The organism is Streptomyces capitiformicae, assembly GCF_002214185.1.
GTDB classification, from domain to species: domain Bacteria; phylum Actinomycetota; class Actinomycetes; order Streptomycetales; family Streptomycetaceae; genus Streptomyces; species Streptomyces capitiformicae.
The window spans coordinates 5478761-5492335 of record NZ_CP022161.1; the positions used below are offsets into that span (position 1 = coordinate 5478761).

Here is a 13575-nt window from a genome sequence, read left to right on the forward strand (position 1 = left end):
TGCCTAATGGGGTGGGATGCGGGGTTCGTTGGCGGCTGCGGGTGAGTGGGGGCTTGTCGCGCAGTTCCCCGCGCCCCTGAAAAGCAGGGGGCTGCGCCCCTGCTTTTCCCACTCACCCGCACCCGAACCTGAAACGACCCCCTACGGCACCTTCACCCACTGGGCCTTGCTCGGCGTCCCCGCGTCGTCCGTCACGAACAGCATGTACCACCCCGACTGCACCAGATTCCGATTCTTCGGCACCGTCACCGTGATCTCGTCCCCGGACGTCTTGAAGTCCACCTCGATCGACTTCTGATCCACATCCGTCACATGCGTGGACGCGCTCGGCCGAATCAACCGCGCCGACTTGATCGACGAGGCGTGCTGGGTCTTGAACGTCGCCTTCCCGCCCCGCGCAACCGTCTTCGGCCCACCCGAGAGCGTCGGCTGCGCGTCACCGTACAGATACGGCGGCGTATAGATCTCGATCCGCTGCTCGAACTCCCCCGGCTTGGAGTTGGCCTTGTCGGCGTACAGGGAGTCCGAGCCGAAGAAGACCACGCGGCCGTCGGGCAGCAGGATCGACCCGGAGTGGTAGTTCCGGCCGACCAGCGGGTCGGCCACCCGTCGCATCTCCCCCGTCTTCGCGTCGTAGAGCCGCGCTTCGAGGATGTTGGAGTCGCCGCGCCCCCGGTAGTCCTCCGAGCCGCCCGAGATGAGCACCGTGTCGTCGGGGAGGATCGAGGCCTGGGGATACCGGGTGCCCTTCGCCAGCTCGGGCCCGTCCGTGAACCTCGGCTCGTCGGCGAGCAGATCGATCAGCCGGGTCTTCTTGCTGGACCGCTCCGACTCGCCGACCCCGCCCCCGCCGATGACCATGTACTTCTCGTCCTGCGCCGGAGGCAACAGCACCGTACCGGCGGTTTCGAGCAGCTTGCTGTCGCTCATGCCGGGGACCTTGGTGAACTTGTTCGTCTTCAGGTCCCAGATGCCGGGGTCGCGGCCGACGTCGTCCGGCCCGTACCCGGCGTTCGCGCCCGAGTAGAACAGCTTGCCGTTCTGCATCAGGGAGATCGCCGGGTAGGTCGGGAACTGCCGTTCGTCCGCGGTGTACGTCCACGACTTGGTCTCGGGGTCGTAGACCTCGTTCTTGCCCGGCACCAGCTGGCCGATCTCGTCCAGGCCGGACAGCGACAGGACCGTACCGTCGGTGAGCGTCGTCAGTGTCGGGTACCAGCGGGCCTCGTTCATCGGGTCGACCTTGATGTACTTCTCGGCGACCGGGTCGAACTCGTAGGCGTCCTTGATGCCCTGGAAGTCCTTCTTGTCGAGGGCGAGCTTCTGTGCGATGCCGTACGTGTTACGGGCGTCGGCGCCGGTCAGGCCCTCGATCCGGTAGTTGTCCTCGGTGCCGGTCTCGTACGTCTTGCCGCTCTTCTCGGCCTCGACATAGGCGCGTGCGATCCCCGGCTTGTTGCCGGTGAACTTCCCGGTGGCCGGGTCGAAGGTCTTGGTGGCCTTCTTGAGGGAGACCTCGTCCTTCAGTACGAACGTCTTGCCGTTCTCCTTGCCGACGAACTTCGTCCCCGGCTTCAGCTTCATCCCCTTGTCGGGGTTCTCGTTGTGGATGATCATCAGGCCGCCGGCCTTGGTGACGTCACCCTTCAGCTTCTCGTAGCGCTTGGTGCCGCCCGCGATCAGCAGACGGCCGTTGGACAACTGGGTGTGCCCCGTGCAGAACAGGTCGGCCGGGGTCGGCACACTCTTGATCGTCTGCTTGACCGGGTCCCAGATGCGGGTGTCGAACTTCTTCGCGTCGAAGTTGTCCTGGTCGTTGCCGGAACCCGCGATCAACAGCACCTTGCCGGTGTGGAGCAGCGCGGCGTGGATCGTGTTCTGCCGGTACTTCTCCGGGAACTCCACGATCTGCCAGTGCCCGTTGTCGGCCTTGTACTCGGGTCTGTTGATCTTGTACTCGTGGTACTTCTCGGTGCCGACGCGGTAGAGCCACGGCCCGTTCATCCCGGCGAGCGCGAGGACCACCGCCGCGCCTATCGCGAGCCGACGGGCACGGCGGCGGCCTGCACGGTCCTTCATTCCTTACGTCCCCCAAGTCCGCCCAGGGCGATCTGCATGGTCTGGTCGCTACCCCCGCCGCCCGACCCGGACGCGGCCCAGCTCGGCTTGTGCTGGGGAGCGTGCGGCGCCTGGGGGGCGTGCGGTGCGTACGGCGGCGCGTGCTGCGTGTGCTGCGCGGGGGCCGCTTGAGGCGGCGCCACCATGGACCCTTGCAGTTCGGCCGCGGCGGCGGCCTTCTTCTTGTCCTGCCGCAGCATGTAGCGCCAGGCGACGATGGGGAGGGCGGTGATCAGCATGGCGAACGTGGCCCAGATGATCATCGCCGGGTGGGAGTGGCCGTAGACGAAACCGGCGGCGATCGAGCCACCGAAGATGACGATGAAATACCAGTGGTAGCGGAAGGTGCCGAACCACCTGTCCGGGCTCGCCGAGTCGCCCTTGGGCGTCACGACGAACTTGCTCTTGCGGCGCAGCGCCGAATCGATCAGCGCCTTCGCGTAGAGCGGCGCGGACAGCGCGGACATCACCATGCCGGCCACGCCGCCGGAGCCCTCCGGCTCGTGCGGGGAGACGTTGTGCCGGCGGTTCCAGACGTACAGGCCGATCTGCAGCGCCGAGGCGTTGCCGTAGAGCATCAGCCACACGGTCGGGTCGATGTTCACCCCCGAGGCGCCGAGCCCCAGGAACAGGGCACAACTCAGCGCCGCCAGAATCCAGTTGAGGGCGGACATCGGGTAGAAGATGATCATCATCGTGTAGTTGAAGAGCTTGGTCGGCGGCAGCGAGTACCAGCCCTTCCAGTACTGCTTGAGGATCGTCTCGTACGTCCCGCGCGACCAGCGCATCTGCTGCGTGAAGAAGTCCGTCCAGGCGCTGGGACCCTCACCGACGGCGAGCACGTCCGGCGTGTAGACCGACCGCCACTTCTTCCCCGTCGCGGGATTGCGGTGGCGGTGGATCTCGAAGCCGGTCGCCATGTCCTCGGTGATCGAGTCGTACAGACCGCCGATCTGCTTGAGCGCCTTGATGCGTACGGCGTTCGACGTACCGACGAACATCGGGGCGCCGTAGCGGTTGCCCGCGCGCTGGATGAGGGCGTGGAAGAGGAACTGCTGGGACTCGGCGGCCTTGGTGACGAAGTTGTCGTAGTTGCCGTACACCTGCGGGCCGATGACGAAGCCGACGTTCGGGTCACGGAAGAACCCGAGCATCCGCTCCAGGTAGTTGGGCAGCGGGATGTGGTCGGTGTCCACGGAGGCGAAGAAGTCGTAGTCGTCGCCGTGGGCGTCCAGCCAGGCGTTGTAGTTGCCGTGCTTGGTCTTGGCGCGGTGCGGGCCCTTGGGCTGGTTCCACTTCTCGATCCCCTTGCGGGAGAAGTGGTGCACGCCCAGGCGCGCGCAGACCGCCTTCACCTCGGCGTCGTCGCCCTCGTCCAGCAGCCAGATGTGCAGGAGCCCGCGGTGACGGAGTTTGACCGCTGCCTCCAGGGTCTTCGTCACCATCTCCAACGGCTCCTTGCCGGGCACGAAGGAGGTGAGGAAGGCGACTCTGGTGCCGGTCTCGGGCACCACCGGGATCGGGTCGCGCGCGACCAGCGTGGCGTGCGCGTTCGACAGCACGTTCATACAGCGGAAGAACTCGATCAGACCGATCGAGACCAGCATGACGACGTCGAGGGTCGGCAGGAAGTCGTAGGTGGGATAGTCGCGCTTGGTCCAGTGCACCGGTTGCAGCAGCCAGGCCAGCAGGACGACGGAGAGCAGCGGCGCGGCGGCCAGCATAAGTGCGACTCTGATGCGGTGCGGCTCCTGGGAGATCAGGGAGCGGTACTGCACCTTGTAGGGCTTGGTCGGGTCGGGCTGCGTGAGGGGCCCCGCGAGCCGGCTGTAGTGCTCGTAGTCGTATCTGGGAAGGGCTTTCTTGAGTTTCCGGAAGGCGCCGGTCCGGTGCGACGGCACCTTGAGCTGTGTCGTCTCGGACGGGTCGTGGTGGTGCCGGGCGCCCGTCGGCGTCGACGTCATGAGTCATTCCCCCCGCACACACTTTCGTGTGTGTTAGTCGGTCCTCCGCCCGCTTCGGTCCCCCTCGACCTTTACGGACGCATCAGTGGTGGATCGTCGTCACCAAGTGACCTACACCATAGAGTCACGGGACGGCGACCTTCCGTTGCGTTGATGCCCCCCTCGGCATCTGGTATGGAGGGCCTCGATCCCCATCCCTGAGCGAGTGCATATCGCCCATGGCCCCCCAACTGCCATGTATCCGCAGTCTCTTACGGCCCAGGGTTCTATGGTGCTCATCTTGATCGCAAGATGCGAAACGCGGTGTTTACCGGTCATACGCGGTCAATGGGGCATCGGTGGAGGCTCTGTGGGGGTGAGAGGGGGAGTGAGGGGGGAGTGCGCTGGAGTGGCGTGCACATGCGGAGAGGCCCCTCACGCTTGCGCTCTCGCGAGGGGCCTCTCCAGAAGGTGCGCCGCCAGGGACTCGAACCCCGGACCCGCTGATTAAGAGTCAGCTGCTCTAACCAACTGAGCTAGCGGCGCGCGCGGAAAACTCTACCGGAGCCGGGAGGGTGCTGATGACCAAGGGGCGCGCCCGGTTCTTTCAGGGGCGCGGGGCTGTGACATATGCGGCTCCGTCGCGTGGGCGCGAACAACCCCCACCCACCCGCACCCACCCGCACCCGCCAACGCACCCACCCGACCGAGCCCTCAGGCGGCCCCGGCTCGAAGGGGCGGAGCCCTCCGCGAGGGCGAGGAACCCATTTGGACCGTCAAAATGCGACAACAGCCGACAGTTGCGAAACTGCCGTCGTAAAGCCCGCCCCACAACCCTCACGCCGCCCCACAACCCCACCCCGCTCCCCAACTCTCACCACGGCTCTTCCTGCGCGGAGGCATGGAGGCACGTATGAGTACGCCCGAAGGGGTCGGGCCCCCCGCCCGGCTCATCCACAACGAGACGACGACCGAGATCCCCGTACATCTGCTGTTCCGGGACGACCCGGCCCCGCTCACCCCCGCTGTCGTCGGCCGCCGACGAGGCACCGGCGAGCAGCCACGAGTGCGGCGGCGGGACCCCGCTGAAGTGAAGCCGCGGCCCCCCGTCGACGTAGACCCCGACCTGGTCGAGCACCCCGCGCGGGTGCTCCCCGGTGTGACCGGAGTGCTCGCCGGGGTCTGCGGGCTGGCCGGATGTGTGCTCACCTCGTGGTGGGCCGGGGCGCTGCCGGGCCTGCCCGCCCTGTACGCGGGCTACGCGGGCGCCGGAATCGGCCCGGCACAGTGGGCCGCGTACGCCGGTGCCGGGACCCTGACGCTGTTCGGGTTCGGCGGCCTGACCCGGTGCAGGACCGGCCGGGCCTGGGTGCTCGGCCTGTTCGGACGGTACCGCGGAACCGTCCGCCGCACCGGCCTCCTCTGGCTCAACCCCCTCCTCCTGCGCCGCCGCGTCGACGTACGCCTGCGGCACTGGCGCAGCGACCCGCTTCCGGCCGTCGACGCGAACGGGGTCGCGCTGCGGGTCGTCGTACTCGTGGCCTGGCGGGTCAGGGACACGGCGAAGGCGGTGCTGGGCATCGAGGACCATGAGCGGTACCTGCACGCGTGCGTGGAGGCGGCGCTCTCCCGGGTGCTGTCACGGCTCCCCGCCGACATGGCGCCGGGCGCGCTGGTCAGGGACGCGACGCTGCGCAACACGGAGGCGGTCGGGGAGGAGCTGACCCGGCTGGTCGTGGCCGACGCTGCGCCGGTCGGCCTGGAGGTGTTCTCCGCCCAGCCGACCCGGATCGAGTACGCGCCCGAGGTGGCCGCCGTGATGCAGCGCCGCCGGATCGCCGCGCTCGACGCCCAGCACCGCGACACCGTCCTCACCTCGGTCGTCGACTCGGTCGAGGACACGGTCACCCGGCTGACCATGCGCGGCCTGGTCGAACTGGACGACTGCGAGCGCAAGGCCCTGGTGAAGAACCTGACGGTGGCTGCGATTGGTATGGACATGCACAACTGGCGCTCATAATCTGGGACTTGGTCTAGACCTGGAAACACCCCCACGTACTCCAGGGAGCGGCAGCATGCGAATAAGGACCGACCCCCGCACGAAGACCAGCACCCATGAACGCGCCAAGTGGTACGCCGTCGGCGTAGGCCTCGCCACCACCGGCGCCCTCGTCCTCTCCAGCGGCGCAGCCACCGGCCACGGCTACACCGATTTGCCCGTCAGCCGGCAGAAGCTCTGCCAGAACGGCACCGTCACCAACTGCGGCGACATCCAGTGGGAGCCGCAGAGCGTCGAGGGCCCGAAGGGCTTCCCGGGCTCCGGCCCGGCCGACGGCCAGATCTGCTCGGCCGGACACAGCCGTTTCGGCCGGCTCAACTCACCCACCAAGCCGGGCGGCGGCGCCTGGCCCACCACCAAGGTGACGGGAGGTCAGAACTACACGTTCCGCTGGCAGTTCACCGCCATGCACGCCACCACCGACTTCAAGTACTACGTCACCAAGCCGGGCTGGAACCAGAACCACGCCCTGGCCCGCTCCGACCTCAACCTCACCCCGTTCTTCACCGTCCCGTACAACGGCCAGCGCCCGCCGGCCACCCTCTCCCACACAGGACGCCTGCCGGCCGGGCTCAGCGGCCATCACGTGATCCTCGCGGTGTGGACGGTCGCGGACACCGGCAACGCGTTCTACGCCTGCTCGGACGTCACCTTCTGATCCTCGGATGGGACTCCGCGTGCGTCGCGTGCCGACGCACGCGGAGTTCTGAGCATCCCTTGAGCTGATCAGGCCCTCCGCGCGGGTACGTTCCCCACACGCCCGCCGACCAGGGTGCTCGCCGAATCTCGGGGGAATACCGATGGACGTTTTCTTCTACCTCATCCCCACGGTCATCATGGCCTTCATCGCCTTCTGGGCCTACCGCGTACTGCGCCGCTGGCTGCAGATCCGGAGCGCCTGGAACAGCGGGCTGACCGCCGAGGGGCGCTGCCTGAAGGTGTTCACGACGGTCAGCGAGAGCATGGGTGAACACAGCAGGGTGCACACCACGATCCACCACGTGTACGAGTTCAAGACGCACGACGGCCGCCCGATCCGCTTCGAGGAGGAGAACGGCCCGATGACCACGGTCGAGGGCGACTTCGTCACCGTCTACTACGCCGACGGCGCGAGCGTCGTGGCCACCGCCCACGAGCCCGGCCGAGTGAAGCACGCGGCGTCCGGCTTCGGCCTCCTGGCCTTTCTCGGGGTGGCCTTCGCGTTCTGCGTCGGCTTCATGGTCACCTTCCACCAATTCAGCACCGACACCTCGTTCCCGACGCCGTGACCCTCCCTATCTGACGGTACGTCAACTACCGTGCGCCCCCATGGAGTCCACGGAGTCCACGAGGCGTACGGTCGCGGAACTCGTAGCCGACCGGTGGGGCGACCACCGGCCCGGGCTGTGGTTCGAGGACCGGGTGCTGACCCATCACGAGATCGCGTCCCAAGCCGCCGCCCGCGCGGCGCTGCTGGCCGACCTGCTGCCACCGGGCGCCGAACCCCACCTCGGCGTCCTCCTCGACAACACCCCCGAATATCCCCTGTGGCTGAGCGCGGCCGCCCTCGCGGGCGCCGCCGTCGCCGGTATCAACCCCACCCGCCGGGGCCCCGAACTGGCCCGCGACATCCTGCACACGGAATGCCGGGTACTGGTCACGGAACGCGCCCACCTGCCGCTCCTCACCGGCCTCGAACTCCCCGCCGTACGCATCCTGGTGACGGACACCCCGGCATACGGCGACCTCCTCGCCCCGTACGCGGGTGCCGAGCCGGACCCCACCCGGGCCACCCCCGGCGACCGCCTCCTCCTCTACTTCACCTCCGGCTCCACCGGCGCCCCGAAGGCCGCGATCTGCTCCCAGGGGCGGCTCGCGGCGGCCGGCCGGGCGCTGGTGGACCGTTTCGGGGTACGGCGGGACGACGTGCACTACATCTGCATGCCGATGTTCCACGGCAACGCGGTGATCGCCGACTGGGCCCCCGCGCTGGTCGCCGGCGCCGGGGTCGCCCTGCGCCGCCGCTTCTCGGCCTCCGGGTTCCTGGACGACGTACGGGCGTACCGGGCGACGTACTTCACCTACGTCGGACGCGCCGTGCAGTACATCCTGGCCACCGAGTCCCGCCCCGACGACCGCGACAACCCCCTGCGCATGGGCTTCGGCACGGAGGCGGGGGCCGTGGACGCGGCGGCCTTCGAGCAGCGGTTCGGGGTGCGGCTGGTCGAGGGCTACGGGTCCTCCGAGGGTGGGGCCGCGATCCAGCGGACGCCCGGGACCCCGCCGGGCGCGATCGGACGGGCGGCACCCGGCGACGACCTCGCGGTGGTCGACCCCGAGACGAGGAAGGAGTGCCCACCGGCCGTGCTCGCCGACGACGGCCGTCTCCTCAACGGCACCGAAGCGATAGGGGAGTTGGTGAACCGCGGCCCCAACCCCTTCGAGGGCTACTGGCGCAACCCCGAGGCGGACGCGGCCCGCCGCCACGACGGCTGGTACTGGACGGGCGACCTCTTCTACCGCGACCCGGACGGCTTCCTGTACTTCGCCGGCCGCACCGACGACCGCCTGCGCGTCGACAGCGAGAACCTCGCCGCCGCCGTCATCGAGAACATCCTCGCCCGGTACGTGGGCGCCGAGGCCGTCGCCGTCTACGCGGTACCCGACCCGGTGGCCGGCGACCAGGTCATGGCGACGATCGCGGGCACCTTCGACCCGGACGACTTCGTCGAGTTCCTCCTCGCCCAGCCCGACCTGGGCACGAAGATGGCCCCCCGCTTCATACGGGTCGTGCCGTCCATGCCGGTCACCGCCACCAACAAGATCCAGCGCGCCACCCTGCGCCGCGAGGGCTTCCGCTGCCCGGACCCGGTGTGGTGGCGACCGCCCGGGAAGTGGTCGTACCGGCGGCTCTCGGCGGTGGACCTCGCGAGGCTGGTCATCGAGTACCGGGCGCGGGGCCGGGAGGAGCTGCTGACCAGATAGCCGGGCGGGTAGTACTGGCCGGTTTCGGCCACGAGGTGGCCGCCGCGCGAAAACGACGATGGCGAGACATGTTCACGCTGTGTGCGAACATGTCTCGCCATCGTCATCGTGCGCCGCCAGGGACTCGAACCCCGGACCCGCTGATTAAGAGTCAGCTGCTCTAACCAACTGAGCTAGCGGCGCAGACTCCGTCGCTTTCCCGCTTTCGCGGCTGGCGACAGAGAAAATACTACCTGGTCCGATGGGGTGTCTTCGACCAACTAAACGTGAGCTGGATCTCTGGCCAACGGAGAGGGTCTAGATCGCCAAGGACAGCAGGACCGGGGCGGCCCCCCGGTTCAGTGTGTTCGCGGCCTGGCGGAGCCGGTGGGCGTGGGCCAGGGGGAGTGACAGGGCCAGGCAGCCGACGGACGAGCCCGCGGTGAGGGGGACGGCCGCGCAGACCGTGCCCGCCGCGTACTCCTGGAGGTCGAGGACCGGGACCGTGGGCGTCTGGGCGTCGAGCTTGCTGAGCAGCACCTTCTCGTTGGTGATCGTGCGGGAGGTGAGCCGGGCGGGCCGGTGGCGGGCGAGGTGGTCGCGGCGGCCGTTGAGATCGAGCTGGCCCAGCAGGCCCTTGCCGAACGCGGTGGCGTGGGCGGAGGAGCGGAAGTCGACCCATTCGTGCACGGCGGGCGTGGCCGGGCTGTCGGCCCAGCCGGTGACCTGGATCTCGCCGTCCAGGTAACGGGTCACGTAGACGGCGGCGCCCACGCGGAGTCGCGCAGCCGGTCGAGCGTGCGCTGGAGCTGCTCGCGCAGGGCCTGGTCATGGCCCTGGGCGGAGCCCAGCCTGGCGAGCGCGATCCCGGTGACGTAGGCACCGTCCGTGGTCTGCTCGACGTACCCCTCGCGGCGCAGCATCCGCAGGAGCGCGGTCAACCGCTCGCTGCCGACGCCGGTACGACGGGCGATCTCGGCGTCGGTGACGCCACCTGCGTGCCGCGCCACCGTCTCCAGGACGCGGAGGGCGTCCTGGGCCGAGTGGTACGGCGCGGTCGGCTCGTGCTTGAGCGCCACGGTTTCCCCCTGCGCTTCTCGGGCCGTTTTTCGGACAGCTTGCCGTGTCCCACGATACGGCCCAAGAGGCTTACGCGCAGGGGTTGTTCGCGAGATTTTCCGTGCGGCTCCGGGCCTCTCAGCTGCCGGACCAGCACTCTGGCATATGCCAGAGTCATGGAACGGCGAGCGGACCTCAGACGTTCCCACGTAGTCGCCCGTTCGCTTGGGGTAATCAGAGGACCGCGCCGAGGAATTCCCGGGTTCGTTCGTGTTCGGGATCGCCGAAGATCTTTTCAGGGCTGCCCGACTCGATGACCTGGCCAGAATCGAACATAAGAACCTGGTCCGAGATGTCACGGGCGAAGTTCATCTCGTGGGTCACACAGAGCATCGTGATGTCGGTGGTGCGGGCGATGTCCCTGAGCAGGTCGAGCACGCCCGCGACCAGCTCCGGGTCGAGCGCGGACGTCACCTCGTCGAGAAGGAGCACCTGTGGGCGCATCGCCAGGGCGCGGGCGATGGCCACCCGCTGCTGTTGACCGCCGGAGAGCTGGGTCGGGTAGGCGTCGTGCTTATCGGCCAGACCCACCAGGTCCAGCAGCTCGCGGGCCCGCTGCTCGGCCTCGTCCTTGCTGAGACCGAGCACGTTGACCGGGGCCTCGGTGAGGTTGCGCAGCACCTTCATGTTCGGGAACAGGTTGAACTGCTGGAACACCATCCCGATGTTCTTGCGGACCTCGCGGCACTGCTTCTCGCTCGCCGGGTGGAGCTGCTGCCCGCCGACGGTGATCGTGCCCTCGTCGGGCTTGGTCAGGGTCATCAGCAGCCGCAGGATCGTGGTCTTGCCGGAGCCGGAGGGGCCGATCAGCGTGACGTGCTTGCCGGCGTCGACCGAGAAACAGAGCCGGTCGAGGATGGTGGTGCCGCCGAATCGTTTGGTCACGTCCGTGAAGCGGATCAGCTCGGCACGGTCGGTCGTACTGCCGGTGGAAGTGGCGCCGCCTGTGTTGGCGTCGGGTTCCTTCATCAGCGGGGTGTCAGCGGACAAGACGACGCTCCAGTGCTCGCAGGAGAAGAGAGGCGGGATAGGCGATGACGATGAAGGCGATGCCGACGGCCACGATGGACTCGTTCATCTGGAAGGTCTGCGAACCGAACTGGCGGGCTTCGCCGAGCATCTCCAGCACGCCGATGGTCATCAGCATCGGCGAGTCCTTCAGCATCGCGATGACGTAGTTGCCGAGCGCGGGCACGACCCGGCGCAGCGCCTGCGGCAGGATCACCGCGGTCCAGGTGCGCGAACGCGGCAGGCTGAGCGCCGTCGCTGCCTCCCACTGGCCGGCGGGCACGCCGTCGATGCCGGCGCGGTACACCTCGGCGGTGTACGTCGAGTAGTGCAGGCCGAGGCCGAGGATGCCGGTGGCCAGCGCGGAGAGGGTGAGGCCCCACTCGGGCAGCACGTAGAAGAGGAAGAACAGCTGGACGAGCAGCGGGGTGTTGCGGATGAACTCCGTGACCGCCTTGATCGGCCAGCTCACCACCTTCAGCGACGACCGCTGGGCCAGGGCCCAGACGAGACCGAGCGAGAAGGCGAGCAGCGAGCCGCCGAGCAGGGCTTGCAGGGTGACCAGTACGCCGTCCCAGAAGGCCGGCATGAAGTCGCCCAGGTTGGACCAGTTCCAGTTCACGAGGCACCTCCGGGGGTGGACGGGCCGGGGGTGCCGGGCGCGGACCGCCGGGCCACTCCGGAGGCGGACGATCCGGCCACTCCGGCGCCTGCCAGGTCCTGCGGCCGACCGGTGACGGCCTTACGGGGCTGAGGAGTGCCCTTGGCCGGGGCCCGGCCGACACCGGCCTTGGCCCTGCGCTCGACCTGCCGCATCACGCGGGTGATGGCGAAGGCGAGGACGAAGTACATGACGAGGATCACCGTGTAGACCGGCGCGCTCTGCCCGGTGGCGTTGCGGACCAGCTGGGCCGCGAAGGTGATGTCGGCGACGCCGAGGACGGACACCAGGGCGGTGCCCTTCAGCAGCTCGATGAGCAGGTTGCAGAACGGCGGGACCATCTCGGGCCAGGCCTGCGGCAGCAGGATCTTCCGCATCCGCATCGCGGGCGGCATGCTCAGCGCCACCCCCGCCTCGCGCTGCGCCACCGGCACCGCGGCCACCGCGCCCCGCACGATCTCCGAGCCGTACGCGCCGTAGGTGCAGCCCAGGGTGAGCACGGCCGCCCACATCGGGACGAGCTGCCAGCCCAGGGTCAGCGGCACCACGAAGAACACCCAGATCATCAGGACCAGGGCGGAGGTGCCGCGGAAGATCTCGAAGTACGCGCCCGACAGGAACCGTACGATCCACAGCCGGTGCGTACGGGCGAGCCCCACGGTGAAGGCGACGACCGCGCCGAGGGCGGCGCTGTAGACGGTCAGCTGGACGGTGATCCAGACACCGCGGAGCAGCAGCTCCCACAGACCTTGACTGAAGCTGAAGTCGCTCATGAGCGGCACTTCTCCTCGGCCTTGATGTCCGTCATCTGGTCCTTGGTGAACCCGAAGGGCCGCATGACCTCCAGCAGTTCGCCGCTCCGCTTCATCTTGTGCAGCTCCCGGTTGAAGGCGTCCCGCAGATTGCGCTCGGGCAGCCGGAACGCGAAGCCGCCGACGTCGACGACGGGCTTGCCGTCGAGGTACGGGGTGACCTCGTCGGTCGCCTCCGCCTTCGTGCTCTTCGTCTGCGCGACGACATTCCGTACGGTGACGGCGGTGCCCACGAACACATCGACGCGGCCCTGTTCGACGGCGAGGAGACCGGCCAGCTGATCCGGCAGGGTGTCGATCTTCTTCACCCCGGCCGCCTCGGCGTAGTCGATCTCCGCGTAGCCGATGCCGGTCGCCATCCGGGCCCCGGTCCGCGCGATGTCCTCGTACGTACGCAGCTTCTTCGGATTCCCCTTCGGCACGATGAAGGCGTCCTTCATCTGGTACTCGGGGTCCGCGAACAGCACCTGCTCACAGCGCTCCGGGTTGATGTACATGCCGGCGGCGACGACGTCGAACTGCAGCGAGCTCAATCCGAAGATCAGCGAACCGAACTCGGTCGGGAACGGTTCGACGTTGTCGACGCCGAGTCTGGGGAAGATCCGCATCGCGATGGCGGGCGCCGAGCCCGTGATCTGGCCGTCAGTGCCTATATATCCGTACGGCTGTTCGCCCGCGATGCCGAGTTTCACGGTGCCCCGGGCGCGCAGCTGGTCCAGCAGATGACCGCCGTCCCCGGTGTCCGCGGTCGCCACCCGGCTGCACCCACTGCTCGCGCCGACCGCCGCGCCCGTGGTGACCAGGGCGGCAGCGCCCGAGAGCAGGGTGCGGCGGGTGGGGCCGGATCTGCTCGTTCGTCGTTGGCCTGTGTCGTTTGCGTGCATTCGAGCCATGGGCGCGCGGCTACCCGGG

10 protein-coding genes, 2 tRNA genes and 1 pseudogene are annotated in these 13575 nt (G+C 68.5%); 4 read left to right on the forward strand and 9 right to left on the reverse strand.

What is annotated here, in order from left to right; all coding sequences use genetic code 11:
- Positions 1-141: 141 nt before the first annotated feature.
- From glxA to CES90_RS24480, 3 genes are all read right to left on the reverse strand, one after another.
- Complete coding sequence (gene glxA, locus CES90_RS24470; RefSeq protein ID WP_189784058.1) at positions 142-2079, reverse strand: radical copper oxidase GlxA; 1938 nt, start codon at positions 2077-2079, stop codon at positions 142-144.
- Complete coding sequence (locus CES90_RS24475) at positions 2076-4082, reverse strand: glycosyltransferase family 2 protein (protein WP_189784057.1); 2007 nt, start codon at positions 4080-4082, stop codon at positions 2076-2078. Before CES90_RS24475 ends, glxA begins: the two co-directional genes overlap by 4 nt.
- Positions 4083-4533: 451 nt before the next feature.
- Positions 4534-4607: transfer RNA gene (locus tag CES90_RS24480), tRNA-Lys, on the reverse strand.
- A gap of 355 nt (positions 4608-4962) precedes the next feature.
- Between CES90_RS24480 and CES90_RS24485 the strand changes: the two genes are divergently transcribed.
- From CES90_RS24485 to CES90_RS24500, 4 genes are all read left to right on the forward strand, one after another.
- Positions 4963-6081: an SPFH domain-containing protein gene (locus tag CES90_RS24485; RefSeq protein WP_189784056.1), complete on the forward strand. Its 1119-nt coding sequence runs from the start codon at positions 4963-4965 to the stop codon at positions 6079-6081.
- A gap of 55 nt (positions 6082-6136) precedes the next feature.
- Positions 6137-6778, forward strand: a complete 642-nt coding sequence (locus tag CES90_RS24490) for a lytic polysaccharide monooxygenase auxiliary activity family 9 protein (RefSeq protein ID WP_189784055.1) — start codon at positions 6137-6139, stop codon at positions 6776-6778.
- Positions 6779-6920: 142 nt separating this feature from the next.
- On the forward strand, positions 6921-7388 hold the full coding sequence (locus tag CES90_RS24495; protein ID WP_189784054.1) for a DUF3592 domain-containing protein: 468 nt from the start codon (positions 6921-6923) through the stop codon (positions 7386-7388).
- 40 nt (positions 7389-7428) lie between these two features.
- Positions 7429-9084 (forward strand): long-chain-fatty-acid--CoA ligase, encoded by a 1656-nt coding sequence (locus tag CES90_RS24500; protein ID WP_189784053.1) that lies wholly within the window; start codon positions 7429-7431, stop codon positions 9082-9084.
- A gap of 109 nt (positions 9085-9193) precedes the next feature.
- Here the strand turns inward: CES90_RS24500 and CES90_RS24505 are convergent.
- The 6 genes and pseudogenes from CES90_RS24505 to ehuB form a co-directional block, all read right to left on the reverse strand.
- Positions 9194-9267 (reverse strand) — tRNA-Lys (locus tag CES90_RS24505).
- Between the two features lie 114 nt (positions 9268-9381).
- A pseudogene (locus tag CES90_RS24510) lies at positions 9382-10142 on the reverse strand (IclR family transcriptional regulator).
- Positions 10143-10356: 214 nt separating this feature from the next.
- Positions 10357-11151, reverse strand: a complete 795-nt coding sequence (ehuA, locus tag CES90_RS24515) for an ectoine/hydroxyectoine ABC transporter ATP-binding protein EhuA (RefSeq protein WP_189784168.1) — start codon at positions 11149-11151, stop codon at positions 10357-10359.
- 10 nt (positions 11152-11161) lie between these two features.
- Positions 11162-11812 carry an ectoine/hydroxyectoine ABC transporter permease subunit EhuD gene (gene ehuD, locus CES90_RS24520; RefSeq protein ID WP_189784052.1) on the reverse strand — a complete coding sequence of 217 codons (651 nt, stop codon included), beginning with the start codon at positions 11810-11812 and terminating at the stop codon, positions 11162-11164.
- Positions 11809-12624, reverse strand: a complete 816-nt coding sequence (ehuC, locus tag CES90_RS24525) for an ectoine/hydroxyectoine ABC transporter permease subunit EhuC (RefSeq protein ID WP_189784051.1) — start codon at positions 12622-12624, stop codon at positions 11809-11811. Before ehuC ends, ehuD begins: the two co-directional genes overlap by 4 nt.
- Entirely contained in the window at positions 12621-13556 is a 936-nt protein-coding gene (gene ehuB, locus CES90_RS24530) for an ectoine/hydroxyectoine ABC transporter substrate-binding protein EhuB (RefSeq protein WP_189784050.1), read from the reverse strand. The genes ehuC and ehuB overlap by 4 nt, the downstream gene beginning before the upstream one ends.
- Between the last annotated feature and the right edge of the window lie 19 nt (positions 13557-13575).